31 protein-coding genes and 1 pseudogene are annotated in these 26,446 nt (G+C 45.2%); 20 read left to right on the top strand and 12 right to left on the bottom strand.

Annotated features, from left to right (window positions below):
- Positions 1 to 52: 52 nt before the first annotated feature.
- The 5 genes and pseudogenes from KTG12_RS13280 to KTG12_RS13260 form a co-directional block, all read right to left on the bottom strand.
- Positions 53 to 2,236: pseudogene (locus KTG12_RS13280) on the bottom strand (N-6 DNA methylase); the annotation flags it as partial.
- Entirely contained in the window at positions 2,223 to 2,672 is a 450-nt protein-coding gene (locus KTG12_RS13275; RefSeq protein ID WP_004295482.1) for a DUF1896 family protein, read from the bottom strand. The pseudogene KTG12_RS13280 and the gene KTG12_RS13275, both read right to left, overlap by 14 nt.
- A 143-nt stretch (positions 2,673 to 2,815) precedes the next feature.
- Complete coding sequence (locus KTG12_RS13270; protein WP_005681364.1) at positions 2,816 to 4,915, bottom strand: type IA DNA topoisomerase; 2,100 nt, start codon at positions 4,913 to 4,915, stop codon at positions 2,816 to 2,818.
- A 15-nt stretch (positions 4,916 to 4,930) separates the two neighbouring features.
- Positions 4,931 to 5,146 (bottom strand): hypothetical protein, encoded by a 216-nt coding sequence (locus KTG12_RS13265; protein ID WP_070782539.1) that lies wholly within the window; start codon positions 5,144 to 5,146, stop codon positions 4,931 to 4,933.
- A gap of 3 nt (positions 5,147 to 5,149) precedes the next feature.
- The gene (locus KTG12_RS13260) at positions 5,150 to 6,607 is read right to left on the bottom strand and encodes a DUF3945 domain-containing protein (RefSeq protein WP_005681362.1); all 1,458 of its coding nucleotides are present in this window, start codon (positions 6,605 to 6,607) and stop codon (positions 5,150 to 5,152) included.
- Positions 6,608 to 6,920: 313 nt separating this feature from the next.
- Between KTG12_RS13260 and KTG12_RS13255 the strand changes: the two genes are divergently transcribed.
- From KTG12_RS13255 to KTG12_RS13160, 20 genes are all read left to right on the top strand, one after another.
- The gene (locus KTG12_RS13255) at positions 6,921 to 8,039 is read left to right on the top strand and encodes a site-specific integrase (protein WP_004319196.1); all 1,119 of its coding nucleotides are present in this window, start codon (positions 6,921 to 6,923) and stop codon (positions 8,037 to 8,039) included.
- Positions 8,040 to 8,105: 66 nt separating this feature from the next.
- Positions 8,106 to 8,780, top strand: coding sequence for a hypothetical protein (locus KTG12_RS13250; protein WP_115649178.1), 675 nt, complete (start codon positions 8,106 to 8,108; stop codon positions 8,778 to 8,780).
- 410 nt (positions 8,781 to 9,190) lie between these two features.
- Positions 9,191 to 9,949 carry a DUF4261 domain-containing protein gene (locus tag KTG12_RS13245; protein ID WP_005842525.1) on the top strand — a complete coding sequence of 253 codons (759 nt, stop codon included), beginning with the start codon at positions 9,191 to 9,193 and terminating at the stop codon, positions 9,947 to 9,949.
- An 81-nt stretch (positions 9,950 to 10,030) separates the two neighbouring features.
- The gene (locus KTG12_RS13240) at positions 10,031 to 10,594 is read left to right on the top strand and encodes a hypothetical protein (RefSeq protein WP_004295267.1); all 564 of its coding nucleotides are present in this window, start codon (positions 10,031 to 10,033) and stop codon (positions 10,592 to 10,594) included.
- Positions 10,595 to 10,662: 68 nt separating this feature from the next.
- Positions 10,663 to 11,370: a hypothetical protein gene (locus KTG12_RS13235; protein WP_070752026.1), complete on the top strand. Its 708-nt coding sequence runs from the start codon at positions 10,663 to 10,665 to the stop codon at positions 11,368 to 11,370.
- 69 nt (positions 11,371 to 11,439) lie between these two features.
- A complete protein-coding gene (locus KTG12_RS13230) occupies positions 11,440 to 12,135 on the top strand; it encodes an Imm19 family immunity protein (protein WP_115484191.1) in 696 nt (231 codons plus the stop codon).
- 83 nt (positions 12,136 to 12,218) lie between these two features.
- On the top strand, positions 12,219 to 12,521 hold the full coding sequence (locus tag KTG12_RS13225) for a hypothetical protein (protein WP_216945457.1): 303 nt from the start codon (positions 12,219 to 12,221) through the stop codon (positions 12,519 to 12,521).
- A 70-nt stretch (positions 12,522 to 12,591) separates the two neighbouring features.
- Positions 12,592 to 12,933: a hypothetical protein gene (locus KTG12_RS13220; RefSeq protein WP_004295473.1), complete on the top strand. Its 342-nt coding sequence runs from the start codon at positions 12,592 to 12,594 to the stop codon at positions 12,931 to 12,933.
- Positions 12,934 to 13,007: 74 nt separating this feature from the next.
- Positions 13,008 to 13,499 carry a hypothetical protein gene (locus KTG12_RS13215; protein ID WP_216945456.1) on the top strand — a complete coding sequence of 164 codons (492 nt, stop codon included), beginning with the start codon at positions 13,008 to 13,010 and terminating at the stop codon, positions 13,497 to 13,499.
- A 74-nt stretch (positions 13,500 to 13,573) separates the two neighbouring features.
- The gene (locus KTG12_RS13210) at positions 13,574 to 13,897 is read left to right on the top strand and encodes a hypothetical protein (RefSeq protein ID WP_216945455.1); all 324 of its coding nucleotides are present in this window, start codon (positions 13,574 to 13,576) and stop codon (positions 13,895 to 13,897) included.
- A gap of 81 nt (positions 13,898 to 13,978) precedes the next feature.
- Positions 13,979 to 14,470 carry a YfbM family protein gene (locus tag KTG12_RS13205; RefSeq protein ID WP_074705619.1) on the top strand — a complete coding sequence of 164 codons (492 nt, stop codon included), beginning with the start codon at positions 13,979 to 13,981 and terminating at the stop codon, positions 14,468 to 14,470.
- Between the two features lie 77 nt (positions 14,471 to 14,547).
- Positions 14,548 to 15,429 (top strand): hypothetical protein, encoded by an 882-nt coding sequence (locus KTG12_RS13200; RefSeq protein ID WP_070782544.1) that lies wholly within the window; start codon positions 14,548 to 14,550, stop codon positions 15,427 to 15,429.
- A 75-nt stretch (positions 15,430 to 15,504) separates the two neighbouring features.
- Positions 15,505 to 15,957 (top strand): DUF4265 domain-containing protein, encoded by a 453-nt coding sequence (locus KTG12_RS13195; protein ID WP_224262761.1) that lies wholly within the window; start codon positions 15,505 to 15,507, stop codon positions 15,955 to 15,957.
- Between the two features lie 63 nt (positions 15,958 to 16,020).
- On the top strand, positions 16,021 to 16,485 hold the full coding sequence (locus tag KTG12_RS13190) for an Imm21 family immunity protein (RefSeq protein ID WP_009316589.1): 465 nt from the start codon (positions 16,021 to 16,023) through the stop codon (positions 16,483 to 16,485).
- 77 nt (positions 16,486 to 16,562) lie between these two features.
- On the top strand, positions 16,563 to 17,174 hold the full coding sequence (locus KTG12_RS13185) for a hypothetical protein (protein ID WP_041926317.1): 612 nt from the start codon (positions 16,563 to 16,565) through the stop codon (positions 17,172 to 17,174).
- Positions 17,175 to 17,223: 49 nt separating this feature from the next.
- A complete protein-coding gene (locus KTG12_RS13180; protein ID WP_041926197.1) occupies positions 17,224 to 18,219 on the top strand; it encodes an SMI1/KNR4 family protein in 996 nt (331 codons plus the stop codon).
- 83 nt (positions 18,220 to 18,302) lie between these two features.
- A complete protein-coding gene (locus KTG12_RS13175) occupies positions 18,303 to 19,208 on the top strand; it encodes an immunity 22 family protein (protein WP_009017660.1) in 906 nt (301 codons plus the stop codon).
- Between the two features lie 77 nt (positions 19,209 to 19,285).
- Positions 19,286 to 19,777 carry an Imm9 family immunity protein gene (gene imm9 / locus KTG12_RS13170; RefSeq protein ID WP_004295321.1) on the top strand — a complete coding sequence of 164 codons (492 nt, stop codon included), beginning with the start codon at positions 19,286 to 19,288 and terminating at the stop codon, positions 19,775 to 19,777.
- A 75-nt stretch (positions 19,778 to 19,852) separates the two neighbouring features.
- Positions 19,853 to 20,395, top strand: a complete 543-nt coding sequence (locus KTG12_RS13165) for a hypothetical protein (protein ID WP_029427363.1) — start codon at positions 19,853 to 19,855, stop codon at positions 20,393 to 20,395.
- 71 nt (positions 20,396 to 20,466) lie between these two features.
- A complete protein-coding gene (locus KTG12_RS13160) occupies positions 20,467 to 21,057 on the top strand; it encodes a DUF4948 family protein (protein ID WP_216945454.1) in 591 nt (196 codons plus the stop codon).
- A 28-nt stretch (positions 21,058 to 21,085) separates the two neighbouring features.
- Here KTG12_RS13160 and KTG12_RS13155 read toward each other — a convergent pair whose 3' ends face one another.
- The 7 genes from KTG12_RS13155 to mobA form a co-directional block, all read right to left on the bottom strand.
- A complete protein-coding gene (locus KTG12_RS13155) occupies positions 21,086 to 21,466 on the bottom strand; it encodes a hypothetical protein (RefSeq protein WP_009123651.1) in 381 nt (126 codons plus the stop codon).
- Between the two features lie 8 nt (positions 21,467 to 21,474).
- Positions 21,475 to 21,867 (bottom strand): hypothetical protein, encoded by a 393-nt coding sequence (locus KTG12_RS13150; protein ID WP_117929082.1) that lies wholly within the window; start codon positions 21,865 to 21,867, stop codon positions 21,475 to 21,477.
- The gene (locus tag KTG12_RS13145; RefSeq protein WP_216945453.1) at positions 21,864 to 22,259 is read right to left on the bottom strand and encodes a hypothetical protein; all 396 of its coding nucleotides are present in this window, start codon (positions 22,257 to 22,259) and stop codon (positions 21,864 to 21,866) included. Before KTG12_RS13145 ends, KTG12_RS13150 begins: the two co-directional genes overlap by 4 nt.
- Positions 22,260 to 22,263: 4 nt before the next feature.
- Positions 22,264 to 22,545: an Imm17 family immunity protein gene (locus KTG12_RS13140; RefSeq protein ID WP_004295465.1), complete on the bottom strand. Its 282-nt coding sequence runs from the start codon at positions 22,543 to 22,545 to the stop codon at positions 22,264 to 22,266.
- Between the two features lie 153 nt (positions 22,546 to 22,698).
- A complete protein-coding gene (gene mobC, locus KTG12_RS13135; protein WP_007662663.1) occupies positions 22,699 to 24,708 on the bottom strand; it encodes a conjugal transfer protein MobC in 2,010 nt (669 codons plus the stop codon).
- Between the two features lie 37 nt (positions 24,709 to 24,745).
- Positions 24,746 to 25,891, bottom strand: a complete 1,146-nt coding sequence (gene mobB, locus KTG12_RS13130) for a conjugal transfer protein MobB (RefSeq protein WP_216945452.1) — start codon at positions 25,889 to 25,891, stop codon at positions 24,746 to 24,748.
- Positions 25,885 to 26,307, bottom strand: a complete 423-nt coding sequence (gene mobA, locus KTG12_RS13125) for a conjugal transfer protein MobA (RefSeq protein WP_004295462.1) — start codon at positions 26,305 to 26,307, stop codon at positions 25,885 to 25,887. Before mobA ends, mobB begins: the two co-directional genes overlap by 7 nt.
- Positions 26,308 to 26,446 lie beyond the last annotated feature (139 nt).

Genomic DNA, 26,446 nt, shown 5'->3' with positions numbered 1-26,446 from the left:
TCCTTTTTATACAATATGTCAAAGAACACTTGATTCTTACTTTTTACACAACCTCGAACGGGCGGGGTTTCATATCCGCCTCCCGTATCTGCGGCGTTTCTTTACCGGGTTCTTCCTCCTCCGGATTTTCCGGCGTGTCGAACAAGCTGCCCGTTCTCGGCGTACCGGCGGCTTGTTTTCGTCTGTCTTTCGGGGCTTCCGTCGGGGGGCGTACCGCCTGCCGTTCCCGCTGTTCCGGGGTTTCCTGCTGCCGGGCGCTTTGTCGGCGTAGTTCCGCCCTCCGTTCCGGGGTAAGCGACATCATCATCTCGTAAAAGCCGTTGATCGGCGGGTTGTCCTCCCAGTTCAGGGAGGCATACAAGTCTTCGGGATCACGCTCCGGTGGCGTCGTTTTCGGCATTTCGCTCTTCTGTTCCTCCGGAGAGGAGGCCGGGGCGAATAATGAGGGTTGTCGGGGCGTCTTCCGCTTTGCTCCCCGGCGGCTGTTCCTTTTCTTGGATATACCGAGTTCTGCCTGCCGCCGCTCCTCGGCGCTGAAGCCGAACAGATCGTAGAGCGTCAGCAACGGTTCCTGCTGCACGTTTACCGGTTCGGCAGCTTGGGTGGCAGGTGCGGGAGCCGCCGTTTCCACCGTGTCGAAAAGCGACCCGGCGAAGCCCTCCCGCGGTTTCGGTTCCGTTGTTCCGCCCACGTGCTGCACGGGAGTATCTGCCATGCCGAAATCTTCGGGTTTCGGCGGGTGCTGCTCCCACAAGCGATTCTCCCGCTCCTTCGACCAGGCCCCGAAGTCGGCCAGATCCTCCCCGGTCGGTTCTCCGGCGGGTGTGGCGGCAGAATCCGGTAACGCTTGTCCGGGTTTGTTTTCGATTCGGGTAATCTCCCCGGTTTCGGTATCGACATGGTAGCCCTGCGCCGCCATTTCTGCGACGACGCGGCGTTTTTCCTCCTCTTCCCGCTGCTGCTGAAGGTTACGGGCGTCGGCGATAATCTCCTTGACGATTTCTCCGGCAAGGCGGGGCTCGTGTCTTTCGGCACGCTGGCGTTCCGCCTGACGGGGACGGGACAATTCCCGCTCCGGTGTACCGGGTGTCTGTTCCGGAGCATGTTTCAGGCAATAACTCTCGTTGAAATGCCGGTTGAAATCCTCCGAGAGCATACGCCGCATCTCCCGGTCGATGCCGTCCACGCCCTCCGCGTGGGTGAACTCCATCGCCGGTTTGCCGTAGGGGTCTTTGCCTACTTTGGCCTCGGTATGGATCACCCTGTCGAACGACTGGAAAAGGTTGTTTATCCGGATGCCGTTCGACAGCTTGCGGGATTCGATGAAATCCTGCTGCCGTTCGGACAGTTCCCCCGTGGCGGCTTTCTTTTGCAGGATAACCAGGTCGCTGCCGACCTCCGTCCCCGCGTGTTCTGTAAAGAGGTTGTTCGGCAGCCGGATGGCCGATACGGGCTCGCAGCGGTTCATCAGCCACTCGCGCACGGGGCGTCCCTGCTCGGCGTTCAATACTCCCTGCGAGGTGATGAATGCCACCAGGCCGCCCTCGCGTACCATATCGACGGACTTCATGAAAAAATAGTTGTGTAGCGCCCGTGTGCCTTGCCGCCGCACGGGGTCGGTATGGGTGGAGAAGAACGGGTCGAAGAGCGCCACGTCCCCGAAAGGGATGTTGCTCACGGCCACGTCGTAGTAACCGGCGTATTTGGGTTCGATACGTTCGAATCCCTGTACCCGCACCCGTTTTTCGGGGTGCAGGTGCTTCAGGATCAACCCCGTGGCGGGGTCTTTCTCGAAGCAGGTGATCTCCGCGTAGGGGTCGTGGAAATCCACGGCATTGACGAAAACCCCCGTTCCCGCGCTGGGGTCAAGAATACGTTGGGGGGCGATCCGCGTATCCCATATCGCCTCCACGATGGCATCTGCCACTTTCGGGGGCGTGTAAAAAGCCGTCAGGACGGAGTTCTTGATCCCGTCCATGTAGCGCTTGTATTCCCGTTCGTCGGGGGTGTTCGCCCTGATGACCTCTTGCAACTCGGCCACGAGCGTTGCCATGCCGTCCTTGTCCGGTTTCCCGGTGGGGTTTTCCAGCACTTCCTTGATGGCGCCGAAGCCGCTGTATGCGCCGAGTGTCCTTTCTTCTTCGGGAGTCGGCGCCCGCCGTTCCCTGTCGAGCGTGAAGGCCGTCTTCAGCGCGTCGATATTCTGGCGGAGGTGGGTTTTCTTATTGAATGCCATCTTCGAGAAGTATTTGGACGGTTCCCGTCAGTTCGGTATAGAACAGTTCATAGTCGGGCGTGTCGGCGAAGTCGTCCGTGAGGTCGTACTTCTCCAGCACCCCGCGGCAGAGGGGCAGCAGGCGTAGAGCCGCCTGCCGGGCGGTATCCTCGGGAATCTCCGCCTCGAATTCCCTCCAGAGGATGTTTACCAGCGTGTTGTAGGGTGAAAAGTGCAGTCCGCGGCAGAGTTCCTCGCGGGCAATTTCTTCGGCCTCGATGTGGTTGCAGCCCGAACGGATCGCCTCGCTGTACGCTTGGGCGGCGCTGTCGGCCCGCTCGGCGATGAACTCACTTTCGGCGATGAGTTCCGGGTGGCTGTCCTTGAGGTAGGATAGTAACGAAAGTCCGTAATAGGACAATTCCCCCGTGGGGGTATGGTGTTGCTTGTCTGGCATGATAAGAATTTTTAGTGGTCGTTGATAATCGGGGAAGAGAAAGGCGCCCCGGGTTCCCACCCGAAGCGCCGACCACTGAAAAAATCCTTATCAAACAAGCGTATCTCGTTATGACAGGTCTTTTCCAGTGGCAAAGGTAACGATTATTTCCGTTTGTTCCTCTTTCCCTGCCTGGGAGTATCGCGCGGTTCGAAAACGAACGAGGTCTTGAACTGGTCATCGAGCGTGAGGGCCGCGTCGAACGTCCCGCCGCCGTTTTTGACGAATCCCCGGATCGTGCCGGTTTTGCCTTTGGTCAGCAGTTCCGCGAGCTGCTTGTCGGTCAGCTCCTTGCGGGCCACGGTTCTCCATACGGTCAGGCCGCAATCGGGATTCTGACACTTGGCGAGTTTGGGATAGAACACCACGGGCCTGCCGCAACGCGGGCAGGCTGTGTCACTCTCCGCGCCGTCGATTCTTGCTTCCAGCAGTTCTTTGGCGATTTGCGAGGCGAAGACCTCGATACCGCGATGGAACGTCGGGGCGTCCATCTCCCCGGTGGCGATCTTCGAGAGGGCCAGTTCCCAGCCGCCCGTCATGGCGACATCGGCGATCTTCTTGTCCCTGACCACGGCATACACGGCCAGTCCCTTGTCCGTGGGTACAAGCGACTTTTTCTCTCGCCTGACATACTCGCGGGCAAAGAGCGTTTCGATGATGGCGGCACGGGTGGCGGGCGTGCCGATGCCGGCATCCTTCATCGCCTCGCGTTCGGCCTCGTCGGACAGTTCGCGTCCGGCGGTTTCCATCGCCGCCAGCAGGCTCGATTCCGTGTGAAGGGGGCGCGGCCGGGTCTGTTTCTGTTCCGTGACGCATCCCTTGACGGGCAGCTCGTCGCCTTGCACGATGTCGGGAAGGAGGGTCATGTCCTCCTCTTTCTCCTCGACAGGTTCATTCAGGACGGCCCGCCAGCCCGTCTCGACCATGATACTGCCGCGGGCCGTGAAATCATGTCCCGCGCTTTGCAGGGTAAGGGAAGTGTTTTCTTTCACGCAGGCCCCGGAAAAGGTTTCGAGCATCCGCCCCGCGACCATCTCATAGACGATGCGGTGGTCGGCATCCAGTTCGGAAGGGAGGTTCTCGGTGGGAAGCAGCGCGTGGTGGTCGGCGATCTTTTCGTTGTCCACGCTTCGGCGGGAGAGAGATGCGGTATCCATCCTGCCCGCGTATTCCGCGAAACGGGGATAGCGTGTCATGTTCCCGATGAGTGCCGGAATCTCCTCGGCCACATCTTCCGATATATAGCGTGAGCCGGTACGGGGATAAGTGATGAACTTCTTCTCGTAAAGCGACTGGGCGATGTCGAGCGTTTTTTCTGCCGAAAAACCATACCGACTGTTGGCCTCTTTCTGGAGTGTCGTCAGGTCGTACAAGAGAGGCGGCTGTTCCCTGGCCTCCTTGCGCTCCACGTTCACGACGCGTACCGTTCGGGCGCCGATAACCTCGGCGCGGGCTGCTTCCGCCTTCTCCCTGCCGTCGAATTTCTCCGTGGAGAGGACGGTGAACTCCGTGCCCTCCTTTGCCGTGGAGAGCTTCAGCCGGAAATAGGCGGCGGGCTTGAACGCCTTGTTCTCCAGGTAACGGGAGCAGATGATCGCCAGCGTGGGGGTCTGCACCCGTCCGAGCGACCAGACACCCCGCCCGGCAGCCACGGCAAGCGCTTGCGAGGCGTTGATACCGACGATCCAGTCGGCTTCGCTGCGGGCTTTGGCCGAGAGGTAGAGGTTGTCGTATTCGTTGCCGGGGCGGAGGTGTTGTAACCCCTCGCGAATGGCCCGGTCGGTCAGGCTGCTGATCCATAACCGCACGAAAGGGGTGCGGCATTCCAGGTAAGAGTAGATGTAGCGGAAGATCAGCTCCCCTTCACGCCCCGCGTCGGTCGCGACGATGATGCGCTCGGCCATGCCGAACAATTCCCGGAGAATACCGAGCTGCTTCACGACACCCGGGTCGGCCTTATACTCTTTACCCTCCCGAACCTGCCGGGGCAGGAGGATGAACGATGATGGCAGGATAGGCAGGTTTTCCCGGCGGAAACCCGCGATGCCATACTGTTGGGGCATTGCCAGCCCGACCAGGTGGCCGAAGGCCCAGGTTACGGCGTAGCCGTTTCCCTCGATAAAACCGTCTTTACGGTTCGTGGCTCCCACGATGGCGGCGATCTCACGCGCCACCGAGGGCTTTTCTGCGATAATTACTTGCATGATGATTCGGATTTTTCAGTGGTTGTTTTCTTGTTGTTCTTCTTCTTTCTCTTTTTCCGGACGGGCGATCAGCCGGCGGTCGTAATAGACATGGTTGCCGTTCCCGTCGTAATACAGCCGTCCGTCGTCCGCCTCCTCCGGGGGGCTGCGTTTACCCGGCCGGAGGTACAAGGCGGCCAGCGCCGCGATCAGGAGCGGCATGGCTCCGGCCTGCATGTAGAACCATTTCATACGTTATACCTTGGCACCTTTGGAGTTGCTCTTTTTGCTGCTGCGGTAATTTTTCTTCTGCGCCGGGGTGGCCTCCTGCTGTCCCTGCTTGAGCGGCTCTTTCACACCTTTGACCGCTTCGACGGTCTTGCCCTCGGAATTGACGGCGACCTGGGTACGGCTTTCAACGGCGGGTTTGACCTCCGCCCCCTGCCGTTTCGCACGGTCGGGATTCCAGCGGAAGAAGTCCATCTTGTTACGCTCGAAGTTGGGCTTGACCCAGGCGTTGAACGGCTCACCCTGCCCGTCCTTGACCATGCCCTTGATGTAGAAAGCCTTGACATCCGCCCGCTTGGAGGGATCATTCACCGCTTCCGTCCACTGGTCATAAGCCTCTTTGGGCACGGAGGCTTTGAGGATTGTCCGGTGAATCGTGAGCGTGGGCTGTCGTTCGGAGGCCGTAGTTTCCTGCCGTCCGTTTTTCTCGGCGGCCTTCTGGCGGTAAATCTCCTTGTTCTCCTGGGCGTAGCGGTTGCGATCCAAACCGTCGTAGGTAAAGGAATAGTTACGTTCGGCCGCGTCGATTTGGATATAGGCATCCCGCTTATAACCCGCGCGGGTGGTATATCCTTCGAGCAACACCTTGCCGCCGCCGTAGAAATCCATCTGCTTGCCTTCCGAGAGGTCGGCCTCCTTGATGCGGGCACGTTTTTCGAGTAACGAAACGGGCATGGGTTCCAGCGTGTTCGTCCATTTGTCTATCGACACGTAGCAGGGCGTGAGCTTGCCCGGCTCCAGCTCCAGGTCGATCACTTTCCCGGCATGACGGGTGTTCATCAGGTTCGTTTTCGCCTCCTCGTCGAGCAGCACCCCGTGGAAGGGGGCGTCGAGGTCGGGTCGTTCCTGCCAGTAATGCGGCACGACGCGCAGCGAGCCGTCCGCCTGCTCTTCGAGCGACACGCGCCCTTTGGTGGAAACACGCATCCCGTTCTCCAGTTCGGGGTTCATCTCCACCAGCCCGTTGGATTTATGTCCGTAAGACATGGCTTTCAGGTGCGGCTCGATGTCCTCCATGCGGATACCTTTCTTCTCCATATCCGCCAGGTCTATCTTCGTGACGTCCAGCGGCTCGAACTGCCGCTGCTCCTGCGTCTGGAGCCGTTCGGAGGGGTCGATACGGTAATTTTCCAGAATCTCCGGGTCGAAGTCGATGCGGATAAGTTTGTTCAGGGCATTCTCCGTCATGACGAAGATACCCGTGTGGACGGGGTTCTGGGCCTGTTCCATGAACTTTTTGAAGAAGGCTTCGAGGGCTGAATCCTGCGTGTTCACGTTCAGCAGGCTCGCCACGTTCTGATCCGTGGGGTCGGCGGTCTGGATATTGCCGTCCTGATCCACGCCGGTAACGGCTTGTAGTCGTCCGTCGTCGGCATTCTGAACGAGCATGACTTGTTTAGCGTCGTTCTTTACGTTTTCGTCCATAATTACGAGTGTTTTTAGTTAGCACCAATAGCGATGCGGGAACGAAAGTAAGGGGAACCGGCTGAACGTAAAAGAGTTGGAAAGGCTATGGAAGCATCGGGCACAGAAGTGGCCGCTTGTGGCGCAGGGCAGAGGAAATCGGAGAAACGGAGTGCCGGGAAGGACGGATTTGGCAGAGGGTATTTTCGTGGCTCCTCACCTTATTTGTCAGGTAGTCGGGATCTATTGTTAAATGTCAATAAAGCGCATGGATAACCCGTGTTTTTTTATAAATTTGCGAAAACGGGTTTCAATATCCGACAAAACGTGAGGCATGGAAATATATACCCCAAAAACCAAGATCAAACTTTCTCCGGTGATAAGAAACGGGAGAGAATTTGTCGAAGTGACTTTCGGTAATGACAATGACATCCGCTTGTCGCTGTCGAAGGAAGAAAACGTACTGCTTGTCGGCGGCAGGGCTTATCTGCCGGCAGAAGATTTCGTGCTTGCCGAGTTCTTCGACCGCTATGTAAAAATGGCGTTTATAGACTATTCTGCCATCAAGGAAACCGCACCCCGTAAAGAGGAAGACAAACGGCCGCCACTGCCGGAAGGCTATCTGGAAAAACTTCAGCAAGTGCGTTACAGTGACCATACCGTAAGGGTATATACCTCCTATTTCCGCGATTTCCAACAGCATTTCGAGGGGCGTAAGATTGAAACGGTTACTCCCGGCGAGATAAACGACTACCTGCTGTATCTCATCCACGAGAAAAACATATCCTCCTGCCAGCAAAACCAGCGTATCAACGCCATCAAGTTCTATTACGAGAAAGTTCTCGGTCAGGAACGGCGGTGTTACAAGGTGAACCGTGCCAAACGGGAGAAGACGCTGCCCGACGTGTTGAGCAAGGAGGAAATAAAGAAAATACTCGACGTGACGGTGACAGACCTGCGTTTCTTCTGTATGTTCTCCATACTCTATTCCGCAGGGTTGCGCATCAGCGAACTGCTGGAACTGAAACCCGGCGACATCAACGAATCCCGCTCCCTGATACGGGTGCGGCAGGGTAAAGGGAAAAAAGACCGCTACACCCTGCTGTCAAGACCGTTGATGAAAAAGCTGACGGAATATAACAGACTATACAAACCGAAAGTGTGGCTTTTTGAACACAGACCGGGAGAACCTTTCACCGAGAGTATCGTGTCGAAACGGCTGAAGGCAGCGGCCCGGGAAGCGGGAATCACGAAACGGATTTATCCGCACCTGCTGCGCCATTCGTTCGCCACTCACCTGCTGGAGCAGGGAACCGACATCAAGATAGTGAAAGAGCTTATGGGACATAACAATATCAAGACGACAGAAAGGTATGTCCACATAGCCGACACTTTCAAAAGCAATATCAAAAGCCCGTTGGACGATCTGTTGATGGAGGAAGACGAGGTCTGATACTTAAAGAAAATAACAGCCAAATCGGCTGATAGTATAACATTATCGACCTGAAAAGAACAAGAAATGAAACCAAGAGATATATTTATTAAAGCCTGCAATGAGATAGCTATTCCTTTTATCGCAATGGGATTTAAGCCGTCTAAAAATGGACAATGTTTGAAAAAGATTTCAAAAGACAAAAATTTGACTTTTGAAATATGGTTTCGTTCAAGTGTATATAATTCATCTTGTAATGTGGCTATATATCCACTGATTACGATTACCTGTAAAAACTTGAAAAAGTGGGTGCAAGAAGAGAATCTCAATGTCAATGATGATGGCTTAGTATATCATAATCATATTGGATACCTATCGCCAATAAATCAATATCAATCTTGGGATCTTGCCGGACTAAGCTATGCTCCATCAATAAAAACAATAATTGATTTACTTGAAAAATATGCTTGTCCGATATTTGATTTATTTGAGAATAGACAAATGGCTATTGACTTCATTACGCAACATGGCTGTTGTTTCAATCAATACACGAAAGACTCTCTCCTTGCCCTGCCATATATGTTGAGATATGGTGAAAAGGAACAAGCCGAGAACTACTTCAATCATTACATACATTCAAGTAAATGTCGAAATAGATTTGTAAAAGCCTATTCTCAATTAGAAAAGAATGATGTAATTGATTGTGGATTAGATAATCGTTTCGTAATACTTGCATATAGTCAAAAACTAAAAATAAAATAGGTCGATAACAAACAGATGAAACTTTTAAGGTGGTTTATCCGCCGAACATTACTAACAAGGAAAAAATAATATGTGTCAATACAAATCAATATGCAATCCTATAATAGAGCTTACAACACTTTTACAGAGTTGTGGCTTCACAATAGAAAAACAAGAACTTAAAGATTGGCATTTCAATGAGTTTGAGATTGTGATGAAAGGAAAGAAATTACAACTTCCAATGATAGATATAGAAGGTATAGAACAACATAGCGACAATATATATTGTTGCAAATGTCATTGGTCTGTTGTAAAACTAATAATGAATTGACACAATAAAATGTTAGTAACAAGCGGCTTAACCTCCCCTGAAAGGTCGGTTAGCCACCAAACATTATGCACCAAAGATATAATATAAAAACAATAAGAATATGAAAGAAGAAAATTATCCAACTGGAGCTTTTGTAGCCTTTGTGTTATTATCACAAAATGAATGGGATATTAAAAAACTCATCAACGACTGCAAGGCAGATTGGAACATAGAAATTCCATATGACGGCAATGAAGAAGCGTTGGTAGCTGTTATGGGAGATGTTACACTTGCAGTAGCCATTATGCCTGCACCTGTTCCTAATCAAGAGGCGGAACATTATGCAGGAGCAAATTACATGTGGAAAGATGCAGTAGAAGTGACTAAAAGCCACAAGGCACATCTCATGGTTTCTGTATTGGGAAAGGATGCCAATCTATTGGAACGAGGGAAACTATTTACAAAAGTCGTTTCTTCATGCCTTAAACAAGAAAGAGCCATTGCTGTCTATACTGATGGAACTGTGTTCTATCCCCAGTTTTATTGTGATGTTGCATCTGTAATGCAGCAAGATGATGAAGCATTGCCTATATTGGATTGGGTGTGGTTTGGCGTATATCGCACCGAAGAATGTGCAGGTATATATACCTACGGAATGAGAAAATTTGGTAAAGAAGAAATGGAAGTTTATGCTGCCAATGCCGATCTGAATGATGTTCGCGATTTTCTGCTTGATATAGTTACATATGTTTTAGACTGCGATGTAACTTTGAATGATGGCGAAACCATCGGATTTTCGGAAGAACAAAAGCTCAGGATTACCCTTAGTGATGCGGTTGCATTGGATGGAAAGAGTTTGAAACTTGAATATCCACAATAAGAAGGCGCATAACAAACGGATAAATCTCCTATAACAGTCGATTATCCGCCAAACATTATAATAAATAAAAATCAAAGCATTATGGCAAAATATGAGTTGGGGGCAATTTATAAAATTAATGGTCGAAGTGGTGAATTGTATTATGTAAGACTTTTGACAAACGACTGTTATGGCGTTTTTTCATCATTAGAAGGCGAACTGAATGAAGAGACATTTGCTCAAACCCATTATCGTCTCTATTTTAGCTGTAACTCTTTTCCTATAAAACGAGGTATATGGGAAAAAGTCGTATCATCTCCAAACTGTACAGATATTGCACGGTGGCAACGCCCTCAATATTTAGCTAATTTTGCTAATTTCAACATGAAATTATTTCTTGATCAATGTAGAGTTTTTCATGAAGATGGGAACCTTTATCAATGTGAAAGTAAAGAGGAGTTTATTAGATTAGTAAAATCCGGTAAGATTTTATTTTGTTTTAATACTTATGAAATTATACCAGACTTTCTAATGAGGTATTACAAGGATTTCCCCAATAGCTATATTGTAAATAAAGATTTTATCCATAGTGGAACTTTGGAATACCAAAAAGAACAAACAAATGTATTAAAAGAATTAGGCTTTGATATTGGAAACTTATTATAACAAGCGGCTGAACATTCCTATAAAGGTTAGTTAGCCACCAAACATTAGACACCTCTAAATAAAATTATATGGTTGATAAAAAAGAAATATTGAATCAAATAGTGAATGTGTTGGAAAAACCTTTCGTTACACATGGTTTTCGATATGTACGAGGTGGTCGCTTTGTACGAAAGCTATCTGATGGAAACACAGAACAGCAATATCATATAACTTTCAGGAAGAAATACGGCTGTTTTCTTATGTCAATCGAGCTTATTGTTCAAAATAAAGTGCTATTAAAAGATTTTGATGTTTTATACAGAGAAACCTTAATCTTTGGATACCGGAATTTTGAAGATAATTTTCGGGATGAATGTATAAAAATGGTATTGAAACAAAAGTATGTAACTTTATGCGGACTTGGGGATTGGAGAGAACTTAAAGAGGAAAATGAATCGCTGGAAAGTTTCAATGCCAGATTTCGCCTCTGGTCACCCCCTTATTTTGAAGATTTGAAGGATTTGAATAACATTTTGGAAAAAGAAGGAAGTCCCACATGGCAAGAGCAATGTTTGACCAGCATAAATCTGTCTTTGAAATTTTTCAAGAAAACAGAAGATATAAACTGGATTATAAACAATACAGAATATCAAGGACTGTTCCTATTAAAGCAAATGGGGCGAGTTGAAGAAGTTGAAAATAAGTACAATTCGTTACTTGAAAAAAAGAGGAAATATGGGAATAACACAGAAAGCATAGAGTATTTCTATAAATTATTAATGAATAAAGGTGTCTAACAAGCGGCTCAACCGCCCCAAAGGTCGGTTATCTACCAACCATTAGTTGCGGTCAAAAACGAAATAAAAATGAATGTAATATCAGAAAAAGAATATTCGTTTTCAAATGCGCTTTTTTGGAACGTAATGTTACATCATCATATTCGAGCCTTTGATGAAGAAAGGGATGCGAATTTTGATGAAGTATGGGATGAAGAACTTGTACCAACATTGTTGGATGAAAAGAAGTACAAGAAATATTGGTGTTGGCTATCTCAAATTGATTTGAAAACATCCGAAAATCAAGGTGAAATAGAAAACCCAAGAACTCTAACACTTCCTATCGGCAGCGATATTGTATTGACAATAGAATTTCATCCTTGCTGTACATATTATTTTTTGAATGACACTTTAATCGGGGAAGTTAGTGGCAACTTTCACTTGAAGTATCTCACATATTCGGAATTAATGAGGATTACAAAAGAGATATATGGAGATGTACTGTTTCATTTACTCTTACCTTTGTCTGCAATCAAAGAAAAGGAAAAAGATACAGCACTTTTTGAGATTGTCCAACGATTGCAACAAATTCCCTTATTTAAGGAACATTCCGAATATATAGGTAAATGTATCTTGAACGGATTATTAGTATCCAACTCTGACATACAGGAAAATTCCAAGATAGGAACGATATGTACAAGTAATCATTCGTATAGAAATGCTTTGATATATAATGATGAAAAGCAGGAAATAAAGGAGCTAAATATTCTTTTGTCAAAGTTATAAATTTGCAACTAACACGTGAATAAATCTCCCCGAATGGTCGATTATTCACCGAACATTACTGACTGAAGAAATAAAAAGGAAATATGGAAAAAGAAATAAGAAAAATCCTTTTAGAAATAATAGAGTTATTAGAATTTATGAATGAATCAGCTTGGACAATCACTCTCAAAAGATTGTATGAAGACAATGCTTCTTCCCCAAAGGATTGGCTAAGAAAAATTAAAAGTCTATTTGGTGGAATGGGGTCATTTACAGATTTGGTTTTAATGAGGAATGGTATCATTTGTATTGATGAAAACAATAAATTAGACCAGTTGCGCAATAGATTATACAATAGAATGTCACAATCTTTTGTTGAACTTAATAATTCAGAGAAAAGTCAGTAACATACGGATAAATCTCCCTGAAAGGTCGATTATCCACTAAACATTAGCAACTTTACAAACTAAAAAGAATATGAGTGACCAAATAATTTTTGATGTTGACGGACTTATAGAAGCTCAAATCCGTCAGAGAGATAAAGACTACGCAAAAGTCTGTTGTCAGAACTTATTAAACTACGCATACGGAAAGGGGCTTTTGTGTGATAATCCATGTGATAATGAAGGAAACCTAATCATGCCTTCAATTATTAAGGAAAGTTCTTTAACAGAAATTGGTAAACATATTTTTGTTGAATTGCTATTTAAGTGGTTTGCATACACAGATAATGAAAGTGGAAAAATTGACAGAAAAAATAACATCAAAATGTTAGAGAAGTATTACAATCAACTTTTACAAAAGATTGATAGAAAATAGGTTGCTAACAAACAGATGAAACATTGAAGGCGGTTTATCTGCCGGACATTATCAGTCATTAAAACCAGTAGAACATGGGAAAGCAATTTGAATTCTATTCGCATAAAAATGATGATGAGATGATTGCAAATACGCTTAGAAGTGTATTTGGAGAGTTGTTGTGTGTCCCACATTATAAAGGAGATTTATCTCCTTTTGACATTTGTGCTAATGATCGGAAGATGTATTTGACCGGAAAATCTTTCCAACAATATATATCATATTATACACATGAATATTATGATGGAACAACAGCTGAAGTATTGGACTATATGAAAAGTCCAGTTTTAGAATATAGAGTTCCTTTTCAAAGGGAAGATATGGCATACATTGCTGGACGTTTTTATTGCTGTTCTGATAATAATGATTTTTCTCAAATGGTTTCCAAGTTTTTTCGTAAAATCAAAAAGAAATTTCTATACGTGAAATTTTGGAAGTGCTATATATCAAACAGCATAGATGTGGAAGCATCTCAATTCTTTATACCGAATAGAATAATTACTATAAATAAAGAAGATTTGAAATAAAAGTGACTGATAACAAGCACCTGTGCCACCTCACGGCGGCAAGCTGCAAACCATTATTGTCGAAAAATAGAATTATGGAAAGTAATATAAATATAAGTAGTTGTAAATATGAGGAATTTACTGGTTTGAAACTACAAGGTTCAAACTGGGAATTGAACTTACGTCTTTCAAAAGAGGATATCCAAATCTTGCATAAGAATATAAAGAAAGCAGATTGGTCTGAAAGAAAATCAATAAAGGCTGGAACTACTTGTATGTCAGTTCCTATTTATTGGAATTATGAAGAAAAGAATAATATAGTTTGTATCATTTTAGGTACAAATGATGAATGTTGGGATGTGGGATTTGTAATATCCTTTGATGATTTTGAAAGAATAATAACAACTTTAATAGAATAATCGACAATAACAAGCGGATTAATCTCCCCTAAAAGGTCGATTATTCGCCGGACATTAATAACAATAAAATAGAAAATAATTATGGGAATGTTAGGAGTTTACATGCTGACAGATGAAAACACAATGAATATATTATCTGATAACGATAATTTATTTGAAGCAGTGGAAAATTACGGAGAGGAGAAAACAACCATATCTTATGGTATTGACAAGTTATGGGATGGACTTCACTTTTTATTAACCGATAAGTCTTCACAAGAGCCTATTGAAGGAGAACCTTTAAGCGAAGCTGTTGTTGGTGTACACGTTCTTGATTGTAAGAGTTTTATAGCATATACTGCTCCATATGAAATTCATACTATCATAAAAGCACTGAATGAAGTGGATATAGATACGCTTATTACGAAAATGAATTTGTCTAAATTCAGAAAAGCTAAAATATATCCCAATATTTGGGTAAAGAAGAATGAGGAACAACTAAAAAAAGAGTTGAAACAAGAGTTCTTCAATCTGAAAACCTTTTATGAAAAAGCATTAAACTCTCAAACAGGAGTTTTAGTAAGTATTTACTAAATAGATTGATAACAAGCACCTGTACCGTCTAACGGCGGTAAGCTGCATCCCATTACTAACGCATAAAATAAAGAAAGATGAAATATTATACTGTAAAAAATAGAATAATGCCTTGGGGAAGTTATGGAGAAATGCTGTGGCAAGGTATTTACTGTTATGATAAAGATACAAACTCCCACATGATTTTTAGAACCGGAGCGTTTTGCCCTTCTATCTACCGCTCTCAATATAACAGAGAAAGTCCTGTGTTAATTGTCAAGGAGGATGTTTTACAGTATATTATAGAATCAAATCTTACAGGCTTTGTCCTTCAACCGGTAAACAAGGAAAAGATTGTAAAATTGGATTGGGAGAACTGGGATTTACAATCACCGGAGCCTTTGATATATCCGTCTGGAAGTATGGATGCGGAAGAATATATTACACGGCGCAAACATAACGAAACGGTAGCGGAGCAAATAGGGAATTTATTTGCGTTGATACCTCAAAAGGACGGACTGCTTTATTGCGAGCAAGAACGTGGTTCTGCCAAGTTAGTAGAACAAAGCCTTTCAGGATTGGATATTTTCATTGATAGGATTTTTTGCGACTTCTGCTCTGAAATTTATGTCAGTGAAAAGGCTAAAGACGTTTTATCTAAACATTATTCTGATCTGCTTATTTTCCAAGAAGTCCCAATATTTGTTGCAGATGAAAATCTCTTACTTCAATTAGAACAGACGGCTAAACGTAAAGAATATCAGAAGCAACGAGAAGCGGAAATGACAAAAAACGATTGGCAAAGGTGGTTTCGTTTGAAAGATGATGCGAGAAAGTTAATAGAAGGACTTTCCCTGCTGAAAACAGAATCCGCTAAATCCAAACGAAAATTGAATATCAATGATAAACTAAATTCTGCCAATGAAATATATCCTTTGGAATATGAAAGTTGGATGCAAGAGTATTGGAATAAAAAATAAAGCGTTAGTAACAAGCAGCAAACCGACCGAATAAGCGGAACGCTGCAAACCATTATCAACTTATTAATGAATAAAATGAAAAAAGACAAACATATAAAAGTGCTATTTCACTTGGAACAAGATGAAGATGGCTATCCACCATTTTCTATTGAAGGTTTGTGGTGCAAAAAGGCAAGTAATGATACTTATATTGTCGATAATGTGCCATTCTATACCTATGGAATCAGTTTGGGGGATGAGATATGTGTTACAGAAGAAGATGGCGAATATCATTTTCAATCCATAGTGAATCCCTCTGGAAATAGCACATTGAGGGTACATTTTAACGATAAACGTATGCAGATGGTCAGAGACAAACTACTTGATATGGGATGCAAGGTAGAGATTTCTAATCTCCCTTCATTCGTATCCATAAATGTACCACAAGAAGTTTCCTTAAAAGTGGTCGAAGATGTTCTGACCAATATGCAAAAAGAATGTGATAGTTTGGCTTATGAACATGGTGTTGTCAGACAAAATATAAGTTGATAACAAACAGCAGACCGACTGAATAAGCGGAACGCTGCCGAACATTAATCGCTGAGAAAAAATATGAATAATTGGATTGCAACAGAAGGAAGCCCATTTGTCATTGTTGAGCAACAATATGCCCATCAATGGAACGGTCAAGAAGACTACAATGCTATATGTAGCGTAACAGATTACTTGGGGAAAATCTATATAGACAATCATGTCCTATTGGTAATGGGAGATGAACCGATGGCTACACGCATAGTAAATAAAGATGGAGCAATCTTAATAATTCGTTGGAAGTATGCTCCCGATTATCTAACGGTGGAAAAACTTCTGGAGAATGATATAGTAACTGGAGCAGAACCGATAGAAGAAGTTGAAGTAAAATGGGATTCTACTGAATTAGTCCTATTTGATTCTTTGTCTCCCTATTGTGAAGCATCGGTTAAAGTGTTTTTATCACTACAAAAAACATCTTGTATAATAAAAACTTATCATTACCAAAAAGACGAAGTATCTTTAATAATACATTCAATCCAATAAAGACGATTAACATGCGGCTAAACCTCCCCAGAAAAAGGTCGGTTAGCCACCAACCATTACCGATTAACAATGACAATATGAAATGGTATAAAATATACTTGAATGGAGAAAATCGAATATGGAAGAAATGTATTACATATTCGTGGGAGTTTATATATGAAGATAAAGAAATTAATTTTCAAAGAATTATAGATTCATCTTCATCGGAAAGGTATCAAATAAAAGCTCTTATCAAAGGTAAGGGGCTAATCGCTAAAAGTATATCTGGATTTGGGCAAATAAGAATGCCAGAATTTGCTGAAGTCAGCCATTTGTTTCTTGTCAGAGAAGATATATTGAATATAAACGAATTGTCCTCCATAAAAGGAATTTCTTTAAAAAGGGTTTCAGTACATGGAGATTTCCCACTTGATTATATGGCAATTATTTTTAATGAAGTAATTGATTGTGTTGACAATATTCATTCCAAACGAGAAGAATTTGAATGCATGAGTACACTTGTGTTAGATATGTCTAAAATACCTTCATCTGTAGATGGGTTCTTTTTAAAAGGGTGGAATAAATACGGTTTTTATAAAAACATTGTCAATGAAAATATGAAAATGCAATTACTTCATTTGTATAAGGCAAATGAGTTTTTAAAATTTAAAGAAATAGAAATAAATGGCACATCGGTAACAAATGGATAAATCTCCGTAAGAGAGATTATCCGCCGAACATTATCTGCCCATAAAAAGAATGAATATGAAAATAGAATTAGAAAATTGCCAAAAAAGTCTTACTCTCAAAGATTTTGAAGAAATAGAGAGCAAATTGGGTTATGCCTTGCCGGAAAGACTGAAAGAGTTCTATTTACAATATAATGGAGGTTCTACGAAACAGACCGCAAGCATAAATAAATATCAAGAGGTGGAAATTGAAGATTTCTTCCCATTCAAATATAACAAGGATTTTAAGAATGACCCCAGATATACGGCAGAAGGCGAAACATTAGAGTTAAGAAAAGCAGGAGCTATATCTGATAGCATTCTTATTTTTGCTATGGAATCTACCGATGAAGGTCGGATTACCATAGACTTGGTTAATGGAAAGATCTATCTTTACCCTATTGTGGGGATGCAAGATGTAATCTTCAATTTTGAAGAGCCACGACTTGTTGCAAATTCAATAGATGATTTCTTTGACAATCTCGTTGTTTTGGACGGGCACAAAGCAATTCCAGCAATAGAAGAAATCGAAGAGGGACAAACGGAAACAGCAGGTGTAATGCCTGAACTTTCGGACTGTTCGGCTTCGCTAACAAAAGAAGATATAAAGAATTTTGAGGTTGAGTTGAATGTAAAAATTCCGGCAGGCATGAAGAACTTTTACCTCAAGTTCAACGGTGGTATGCCATCACCATATTGTTATCAACCGCAGGACGAGGATTTGGATCGGGTGGAGATAAATGCGTTCTTTCCGATAAAGGAACGCACCAATGCTTTTGAAACAATTGAAGTCATAGCCAAAGGTATATGGAGTAGGAATTTAATGCCATGCAACCTGTTGCCTTTTGCTATGGATTCGGGTGGAAACTATTATGCGTTGAACTTGAAGAATAAAAAGATTTACTATTACTTGACTGACGAGTGGGACGAAAACGCTTCAAGAGAATACAACTTTGAAACAAATACTCGTTACATCGCCCAGTCATTCAATTACTTTATAAATCATTTCATCGAAGAAGAGGAATAAAGCGGGCAGATAACAAGCGGATCAATCTCCTTTAATGAGGATTATCCACCGAACATTAGTCGCTTGAAAAATAAAAAAAGAAAATGAGCAAGATAATGATATGGGTCGGTCAATTCGATTCCGAAGCTGACTTTGAGAAATATATGGATCAATCGGCTTTCCGTCAATGGTGGAAAGAATACGATGAAGACAATAAGGAACTTCGTTGCCAGTTCTGTAAAGAGCTTGGTGTAATGGACTATGACGAAGATTCTCTTATTATGAAATATTCTTCTGAAGGACTTGAGAATCTGTTGAATGTTATTCCGGCAGACACAGATAAAATCAAGGAAATACTAAGAGCGAAAAAAATAACTGTCGCAAATGCGGCAATCATGTATAATAGCCATGAGGGTATATCATTGCAGAAAGCGACGAATACCGTATCGGTATCCTTCTTGGGCTCTTTTATTTTTGAACTTAATCCGACTGGTACAACAGCCTCGACTGCCGGTTTGAAATATATGACATGGATTGGGCATACCGATAAAAATGAAACCGAATTTATGGAGTATTTTAATCAAGAGCAATACCTCAAGGAGTTGGAAGCGTATGAATCCGGTCAGAGCAAAAAGCGTCCCAATCCCGAACATCGTTGTCAGTTCTGTAAAGACTTAGGTATAAAATTCTATTATCCAGAGTTTTTAAGAATTAAAATTGACAAAACATGTACAATGAATTCTGTTCAATTAATTCAATCAGTTATAATAGACAATAATGTACTTGATTGTTGGGTTGAAAAATCATTAAATAGAAATGGCCTTAATAATGCCTCAAATAATTGTACTTTCTGCTATATCCCGAATGGTTTTAGAGATAAAAAGAAAAACCAAAAAGTTTTTATTCTTAAAGAAAACATGAAAGGTCATCTTGGCATACCTAAAAAATATGTTGAAGAGATTGCGGACTATAATGGTCTTCGTTACTTATCAACATTTGAATGGGAATAAGCGACTAACAAACAGCAAACCGACTAAAAAGCGGAACGCTGCCAAACATTATAAACTCTGGATATAAGGATGAATGTATGAATAATCAATATGCAGTTTTAATAAGTAGTGAAATCCCCGAACTTGGAGAATTGGACTTACTGCGCTCAATTTACCGAGAGTTGAATGGTTATATGGAAGATTACAATAACCAAATCAACTTAGATGATTTGGGAGATTGGAAACTTCTCATACAGATAAATCTTCGAAATACTAATGGGGGGATTGGGATTTTCAAACGGGCAAAACGTTTCCCATCTAATAAAGAGTTTGAAATATCTATTTCCATACCAGTACCAAATTTGGAGGAAGCACGCTATGGAATATCCGATATGACGGGGATTTATATTCCTTTAAATATTAAAAACTTCTACATTCTTTCTCCATGCTTTAGTAAATATGATAATTTGTATCATTATATTCTTGAGAGTGCAAAACAAGCCATAGATGCAGCTTTTACTTATGGCTTTACATGTAACGGCAAAAGAATAAAGAAAAAAGAGTTTATAACAAACAGCACTACCGACTGAATAAGGCGGAACGCTGCAAACCATTATCAATAAAGATGTCTAAAAATGTAGTTTGTTTTTAACGGAATAAATAATATGGGAGTTTTTTTATCAATAACATATGATTTAAGGTGGGCTGGAAGTTTTGAAGCCAATGTGAAACAAGACAAAGTTGTAAACTATATAGCTACCAACTTGGGGGATATGATTTGGCAAGAGGAAATATCTAATCAGGTGCAAAGAATAGATAAACACCATATATCATTAGCTATTGTTTTAAGATTATTTCGCAGAGAAGATATTAAAAAAAATAGCTTAAAATCGTATGCTCGATATATTCAAAAAAAAGATATACTTAACATAGATCAAATGTTGGCTTTGGATGAGTATATAGAGTTGTCAGAAAATGAAATGAGATGTCAACTTTGCGATGCTGTTTTTAATCGTTTGGAAGAGATATTGATAAAATATAAGGAACGATTTCAAAATCTCGATTCCATAGTTTTAGTTCCGTTGTTAAGAGAACGAATATTACGAATTAAAAATCAGGAATTTACAGATAATTATTTTAAATCTAAATCGTTTACCGATGCAAAACGTGTCGAAGAAATAAAAAAGTTAATTGATTGCACAAAGTAAAACCATTGATAACAAGCGGATGAGCCTCCTCTGAAAAGGTCGGTTATCCGCCAAGCATTAAACATTAGAAAATGAGAACACCAATCATAATCCTGTTATTTGTAATCCTGCTTGCCGCAAGCTGCGGAGAGCCTCCCATGCCGCCGTCGGACGAGGAAATGATACGCCATTTCACCACGCACGAGGTGGCGTTCCGTAAGGTGTACGAAATCATGGCAGAGAGTTCAGAAGGTAGTTTTCACTACCCGCCGCTTTCTCCGGAAGAGGTCATTATACTTGATTCAACAGAACAAAGCGATACATCCCATGAAACGAATGATGAACAAAACATCCCGGTATATGGACTGTTGAAGCCGGAGCGAATCCTACTCGACTCCCTGTTATCAGAGATTGGATGCGGTTTTATCCTTGTTGATCGCAGGGAATGGGGAACGGCAGATTCGGTATATGTGAGCCTCGTTATGCCGTACTACTCCCACGGCATCGTGGATGCCGGAACGTCCAAGAGTTTCGTTTACGATCCCGGATTGAGAAGCCGTCGGAATATCCGTATCACCGAACATGGCGACCTGAACGAGATCTACCGCAGGACGTACAACGACACCACGCTTTACAAGCCCATCAAGGGAAACTGGTACATCGAGTTAGACCATTCGATATAACGGCCCGGAGTTCGTATCAAAGTATGTATCACTTTTTGTCAAGAAGATACATCATAAAGCAGATAATGGCTATCGCAAGGAAAAATAACAGAACCGCAAGGAGTTCGTTAAACCTGCACTTGGCATAGTGAGACATCACTGCTTTGCCTCGCCATTTGTAAATCCTGCTGACGAGCGACATAACGGCAAATGTGACAATGCTAAAAACGACACATGGCAACAATGCCGACACACCTGGAAAAAGCCGGATAGTAACAGTCATCATAGGGAATATCAAAAGAGCGAAGATATAAATCGAGAGCATCATTTCGCCATCGACCCTGCCTGTTCGTCTTGCTTGTTCCAATTTCTCGCCCATCCACCAGAGGTAGTCCCAGAGATAGAACCGTTGTCTGCCGTTATTCTTCATGCCGTTATTTATTTCATCAATGAAACGATTGTGATAATCATAGCCACAAAAAACATTACTGGCAGGAAGAAAAGGAGAAAACCTGTTGCAGGCTTGAATCTTCTATCAGCATAGTGGCTCATGACGGCTTTGCGCCTGCGGACTCCGTAAAGCTTTTCACCCCATATCACATACACCAGTGCAAGGACTAAATAGATACCCCACATACATTGCTGAAACGTATGGTAAACCCTCGCAAACGCAAGCAACGACATGACCGGAACAAACAACAAAAAATTGAAATACATAAACAGCATACTCTCTCCTGTGATGCGAAGGTGGTATTCGTGCAACCGCTCTCCGACCCACCAGAGGTAATCCCAGAGATAAAACCGTTGCTTATTCTCCTGCCGTTTCATCATGCCCAATGTATAAATCCGAGGTGGAACATCAGCGCTACATTTGCCACGATCAGGGCGATAGCGATAAGAACTATTTTGGCGAGCTTCCTGCCGGGATGTTTCATCTTCCCGTAATGTTCACGGAGCGCTTCACGCCGTCCGGCTGTATAGCGTAGCTTGCAGAATAAATCGGGAAGAAAGCAGAGAGGAATCACTATGGCCAAACCAATCATCCAGCCGAAAAGGCGCAATATCGGTGGAAACCCAAGCGGTATGAGTAGGACGAAGAGCCAGCACCAAAACAGTAGCATACGTCCGTTGAGATTGGTACGCTCCCTTTCGTGCCATATCTCGGCTACATACCACATATAGTCGATGAAGCAGATCCGGTATTTGCGATTGGCCTTATCCATGCTCTCACCTCCATACAAAGAAACCAACCAATATAAGTATAATCAGAACGCTGACCAACACAATCTGAACCCTGCGGCGTGTTTCAGGCTTGCAATCGTCAAATAACCACAGTTTGCTGTTAAACTGCCAATGACACGCCCATTTCCAACGGAACAGCAACCCTGCAAGCCATAGGGCAAGCAACCCGACACCAAACAGCAACCCGTATTTCGGGTGAGCCTGCAACCACTCGAAAAACGCTTCCGCCTTGCTGTTCATTGCTTCGTATATATCGGTAACTGTCATACTTATAATTAAAAGGATTCCGAACACAAAAATAATGTTTTCCGTTCACATAATCACTACTTTATGCTCCAAAACACCAGCTGTGCGGTTATAAAACCAGGAAACAGCCCCCGTTAAGGTCACGGAGGTTGTTTGCAGGGTGTTTGTGTTCATTTAGTTCTGTTCCGGCAGGAGCTTGCAAAGCACCGGGTCGTTCTTGATACGTTCCAGTTCCTCGGCGACGATGCGGCCGGCCTCTGCCTTGATACGTTCGTAGTTTTCCTGCACGACCTGTTTCATGTGATCCGTCCCGTTCTCGTCCGTGAAGTCGGTAATTTGTGGTATCTTCTTGTACCGGGCCGTTTCCGCTTTCACTTTTTCGTTGTCCACGACAATCTCGCAGTGGAAAATCTTCTGCTCGATACGTTCGTCGAAATTGTCCGCCACAGCCCCGACGAACATTCCCTGCGTGAGCGTCGAGATCTTCGAGGCCGGGATCAGGCTGTCCAGCTGCGTGGATATGGATGTCGATTTGTCGCTGCGGCTCAACGTCATGCTCTGCCGCTTCTGCAATACCTTACCGAACCGTTCCGAGAGTGTCTTGGCCGTTTCACCTACGACCTGCCCGGAGAAGATGTTGCCCACCGTGTTCATCACGACGGCGGCCTCCTTGTCCCCGTAGTCCCTCTTCAACTGTGAAAAATCCTGGAAGCACAGCAGCACGGCGACCTTGTTGCTTCGGGCCGTGGCGATCAGGTTGTCGAGTCCCTTGAAGTAGATTGTCGGCAGCTCGTCGATGATGATGCCCGATTTGAGCTGACCTTTCTTATTTATGAGCTTGACAATCCGGGAATTATACAATCCCAAAGCCGCTCCGTAAATGTTTTGCCTGTCGGGATTGTTCCCCACGCAGAGTATCTTGGGATCGTCCGGGTTATTGATGTCGAGCGTGAAGTCATCGCCCGACATGACCCAATATAGCTGGGGCGAAATCATGCGGGAAAGCGGAATTTTGGCCGATGCTATCTGGCCCTGGAGCTGGTCTTGAGCGCCTCCGAGCCAGGCATCCATAAAGGGGCTGAGGTAGTTTTCGAGTTCCGGGTAGGATGTCAGAATCGGGAAAATATCCTCGTACCGCTTGTTCAGGAACTCGATGGCGTGCGGGAAGGTACAATACCGCCCGTTGTCGTAGATGCGCAGGAACCAGATCACGGCCGCGAAAAGGATAATGGGGCTTTCCACAAAAAAATCGCCCTGCTTCTGCACCCAGCTTCGGTTCAGGTTGAGCATGATGGTATAGGCGCTCTCGTAGGCGTCCGAAATATCGGTCATGAAGTCCGGGTGAATGGGGTTACAGCGGTGCGAGCGGCGCGGGTCGTCGAAATTTATGACGTAGAAAGTCGGGATTTTCTTGTAACCTTTCTGGTGATTCAGCAGGTGGTTGTAGGCGATTTCCGAAAGATCGGGAAACTTGTAGTCATAGATGTATTGGGTATAGCCCTTTTCGATTTGCTGTTTAATAAACTGGTTTACAACACAATAACTCTTTCCGCTACCCGGGCTTCCCATGCAGATGCAAGCCCTTTGCGGGTTTACGACATTGGCGAACCCGTTGTTCCACTGTTTGTTATAGTAAAATTTCGTCGGCAGATTTATGGAGTACTCGTTCTCGATCAGGCGTGTTTCCTGCTGGAATGATTCGTTCTCGTTGTTGAAAGGGTCATCCATGAGATTGTTCTTCAGCAGGCGGGACATCCACACGCCGCCCATCAAGAGGCAGATATACCCGGCCGATAGGGTCAGTATGTAGAAAGCCGCGTTCGCCGTTGCCGTCAGCGGCAAGTCCAGCAGCCACCAGTTGAAGAAGAACAGCACGCCTCCCGTGGCCAGCGATGCCGTGATTTTCCGCCAGGTAATTTTCTCCTCTTTTACTCCTTTTGTCCCGAGGCATGAAAGGGCGAGGAACACGACGGCGAAAAGTTTCGTCCATAGTATATTCCGGAACAGCCCCGCGGTGCGGTCGAAGTTCAGCAGAATCCTATCGACCACGCCGATATTGATTCCCCATTCCCGTATCTGCCCGTAGCAGAACCAGTAGATGTTGATAACCACGAACAAGATACTCAATGCCCGCATGAAATCCATTGTTTTTGCAAGACCCCGAAGGTCGTCTTCCTGTTGCATAACCGTAAGATTTAATAAATGAATGATAATTGAGATGTTATACTTTCCTCCGTCGTGAGGTATTCCGCTTCCGTTGCCCGTTCCGTCCGGCAGGCGCTTGTTTCGGGGACAAGTCCCTCGTGTTTTCTCCGGGATTCCGTTTTCCGCCGAAGCGCAGCTCGAAGGCGTTGGCCGAGTATGCCTTTCCCAGCCGTGATCCGTTCACGACCGTCCGTGTTTCGTGGTCAATGAACGTCACACCCACGATGCGGCCGTTTTCGTTGCGTCGTATGTAGAGATCCACCCGGGCTCCCCGCAGGCGTTCGCGCAGTTCTTCCTCCGTGGGTTCTCCCCGAAGCGCTTTATCGACCCGGCCACGGATTTGCCTCCTCGTGTTGTCCTTCCCGAACCGTTCGGCGCTGCGCTCCATGTGCCGTTCCAGCCCGTCATACCCGACCTCTTTACCGAACAGTGAGGATTTGAGCGGCGCGGCCACTGCCTTGTCCCCGTTCTCGTCCAGCAACGTGTAGAGCAATCCCCGGTAGGGGGTTCCGTTCCGCTCTCCCCGGACTTCCTCTATACCTATATTATATAAGGACAGCAATGCCCGGAACTCACCGAGGGTCTGGAAGCGGTATGTCGCCACGGCCGGTTTTATTACCGCTGCCACCTGGCGTTTCAGGTCGCCCCGCGTGTAATCGGCGGGGACGATCCCTTGCCCTTTCTCCCGCCTTCTCCCTTTGGCGGGATGCAGTCCGTACTCCCGTTCCAGTTCCTCGGTAACGGCCACGCTGCGTTCGTTGCGCCTGCTGTCGTTTATCTTGCGCCCGTCCTGGGCCACCTGCACCGACACGATATGGATATGCTCCCGTCCGATGTCGGTATGCTTGAATACGATATAAGGTTGTCCTCCCCAACCCATGCGCTCCATGTAGGCCCTGGCTATCTCCGCGAGCTGCCCGTCGTCGAGGCGGTCTTCGGGAGCCGGGTTGAGCGATACGTGCACGACGGGTTTTTCCGTCCGGTAGTGCGAGGGCATCCAGCGCAGGAGGTCTTCTGCCGTCGCGGCCACGTTGAAGCGCCCATCCGCCGGCTCTCTCACGATGTGGGTCAGCAGTACCTTCCCGTCGCCCCGATCGACTTTCTCCTGGTTGTACGCCAGCGCGCCGTACACGTCTTTTCCGGTGGTGATATTGGCTACCATCGCTGTTTGAACTCTTCGGAGAGCGACACGACCTGCTGCCCGACGGCCGCCAGTTCACGTGTCGCTCTCTCCAGTTTATAGAGCAGCGCGAGTGTTTTCTTCTCGGAAAAATGCGCGTGCAGCTCCTTCACCACCTGGTTGTAATTCGTTCCCACGGCACGGAATTGGGCGTGGAAAGCGGTCAGCTTCGCCACGTATTCGAGCGTTCCCCGGTCGGTCTTTACCACCCGGAACGCCTCGTTGAACACTCTCGCTTTGATAAAAGCGGCTTTGGACAATAGCCCGGACTGCTCGTAAAGGTCGAGGAAACGGGCATGTTCCACGGCTGAAAAGTTTACCGAAAAGCGGTAAACGGCCGGGTCGTTTTTCGCGGGTCGTCCCCCTTTGCCCCCTCGGGGCTTTCTGTTCTTTTCCATCGCATCGAAATTTTAAGGAGAGGCCAGGGCCCCACCGGTTTCTGAAAATTCCGATCCCTTCGCGGCTTGCCGCCCTTCTGAAAAGCACCGACTCCGGAGGTGCTTTCTCTCCCTTGCGGGCAAGCTGTTTTCTGCTGCA

The sequence above is a fragment of the Parabacteroides sp. MSK.9.14 genome (genome assembly GCF_019041495.1).
Taxonomy (GTDB): domain Bacteria; phylum Bacteroidota; class Bacteroidia; order Bacteroidales; family Tannerellaceae; genus Parabacteroides; species Parabacteroides merdae.
The sequence above is the reverse complement of the archived record's forward strand: the minus strand, read 5'-3'. Positions and strand labels throughout refer to the sequence as shown.

Bases quoted from the DNA above. Each gene is read 5' to 3' on its own strand.
- KTG12_RS13210 (WP_216945455.1), top strand. From the start codon at position 13,574: ATGGAAAGTAATATAAATATAAGTAGTTGTAAATATGAGGAATTTACT.
- KTG12_RS13185 (WP_041926317.1), top strand. From the start codon at position 16,563: ATGAAATGGTATAAAATATACTTGAATGGAGAAAATCGAATATGGAAG.
- KTG12_RS13225 (WP_216945457.1), top strand. From the start codon at position 12,219: ATGGAAAAAGAAATAAGAAAAATCCTTTTAGAAATAATAGAGTTATTA.
- KTG12_RS13260 (WP_005681362.1), bottom strand. From the start codon at position 6,607: ATGGACGAAAACGTAAAGAACGACGCTAAACAAGTCATGCTCGTTCAG.
- KTG12_RS13235 (WP_070752026.1), top strand. From the start codon at position 10,663: ATGGTTGATAAAAAAGAAATATTGAATCAAATAGTGAATGTGTTGGAA.
- KTG12_RS13160 (WP_216945454.1), top strand. From the start codon at position 20,467: ATGAGAACACCAATCATAATCCTGTTATTTGTAATCCTGCTTGCCGCA.
- KTG12_RS13215 (WP_216945456.1), top strand. From the start codon at position 13,008: ATGGGAAAGCAATTTGAATTCTATTCGCATAAAAATGATGATGAGATG.
- KTG12_RS13205 (WP_074705619.1), top strand. From the start codon at position 13,979: ATGGGAATGTTAGGAGTTTACATGCTGACAGATGAAAACACAATGAAT.
- KTG12_RS13270 (WP_005681364.1), bottom strand. From the start codon at position 4,915: ATGCAAGTAATTATCGCAGAAAAGCCCTCGGTGGCGCGTGAGATCGCC.
- KTG12_RS13190 (WP_009316589.1), top strand. From the start codon at position 16,021: ATGAATAATTGGATTGCAACAGAAGGAAGCCCATTTGTCATTGTTGAG.
- KTG12_RS13275 (WP_004295482.1), bottom strand. From the start codon at position 2,672: ATGCCAGACAAGCAACACCATACCCCCACGGGGGAATTGTCCTATTAC.
- KTG12_RS13165 (WP_029427363.1), top strand. From the start codon at position 19,853: ATGGGAGTTTTTTTATCAATAACATATGATTTAAGGTGGGCTGGAAGT.
- KTG12_RS13200 (WP_070782544.1), top strand. From the start codon at position 14,548: ATGAAATATTATACTGTAAAAAATAGAATAATGCCTTGGGGAAGTTAT.
- KTG12_RS13245 (WP_005842525.1), top strand. From the start codon at position 9,191: ATGAAAGAAGAAAATTATCCAACTGGAGCTTTTGTAGCCTTTGTGTTA.
- KTG12_RS13155 (WP_009123651.1), bottom strand. From the start codon at position 21,466: ATGAAGAATAACGGCAGACAACGGTTCTATCTCTGGGACTACCTCTGG.
- KTG12_RS13265 (WP_070782539.1), bottom strand. From the start codon at position 5,146: ATGAAATGGTTCTACATGCAGGCCGGAGCCATGCCGCTCCTGATCGCG.
- KTG12_RS13180 (WP_041926197.1), top strand. From the start codon at position 17,224: ATGAATATGAAAATAGAATTAGAAAATTGCCAAAAAAGTCTTACTCTC.
- KTG12_RS13175 (WP_009017660.1), top strand. From the start codon at position 18,303: ATGAGCAAGATAATGATATGGGTCGGTCAATTCGATTCCGAAGCTGAC.
- mobB (WP_216945452.1), bottom strand. From the start codon at position 25,891: ATGGTAGCCAATATCACCACCGGAAAAGACGTGTACGGCGCGCTGGCG.
- KTG12_RS13195 (WP_224262761.1), top strand. From the start codon at position 15,505: ATGAAAAAAGACAAACATATAAAAGTGCTATTTCACTTGGAACAAGAT.
- imm9 (WP_004295321.1), top strand. From the start codon at position 19,286: ATGAATAATCAATATGCAGTTTTAATAAGTAGTGAAATCCCCGAACTT.
- KTG12_RS13220 (WP_004295473.1), top strand. From the start codon at position 12,592: ATGAGTGACCAAATAATTTTTGATGTTGACGGACTTATAGAAGCTCAA.
- KTG12_RS13145 (WP_216945453.1), bottom strand. From the start codon at position 22,259: ATGGATAAGGCCAATCGCAAATACCGGATCTGCTTCATCGACTATATG.
- KTG12_RS13250 (WP_115649178.1), top strand. From the start codon at position 8,106: ATGAAACCAAGAGATATATTTATTAAAGCCTGCAATGAGATAGCTATT.
- KTG12_RS13255 (WP_004319196.1), top strand. From the start codon at position 6,921: ATGGAAATATATACCCCAAAAACCAAGATCAAACTTTCTCCGGTGATA.
- KTG12_RS13140 (WP_004295465.1), bottom strand. From the start codon at position 22,545: ATGACAGTTACCGATATATACGAAGCAATGAACAGCAAGGCGGAAGCG.
- mobA (WP_004295462.1), bottom strand. From the start codon at position 26,307: ATGGAAAAGAACAGAAAGCCCCGAGGGGGCAAAGGGGGACGACCCGCG.
- mobC (WP_007662663.1), bottom strand. From the start codon at position 24,708: ATGCAACAGGAAGACGACCTTCGGGGTCTTGCAAAAACAATGGATTTC.
- KTG12_RS13240 (WP_004295267.1), top strand. From the start codon at position 10,031: ATGGCAAAATATGAGTTGGGGGCAATTTATAAAATTAATGGTCGAAGT.
- KTG12_RS13150 (WP_117929082.1), bottom strand. From the start codon at position 21,867: ATGATGAAACGGCAGGAGAATAAGCAACGGTTTTATCTCTGGGATTAC.
- KTG12_RS13230 (WP_115484191.1), top strand. From the start codon at position 11,440: ATGAATGTAATATCAGAAAAAGAATATTCGTTTTCAAATGCGCTTTTT.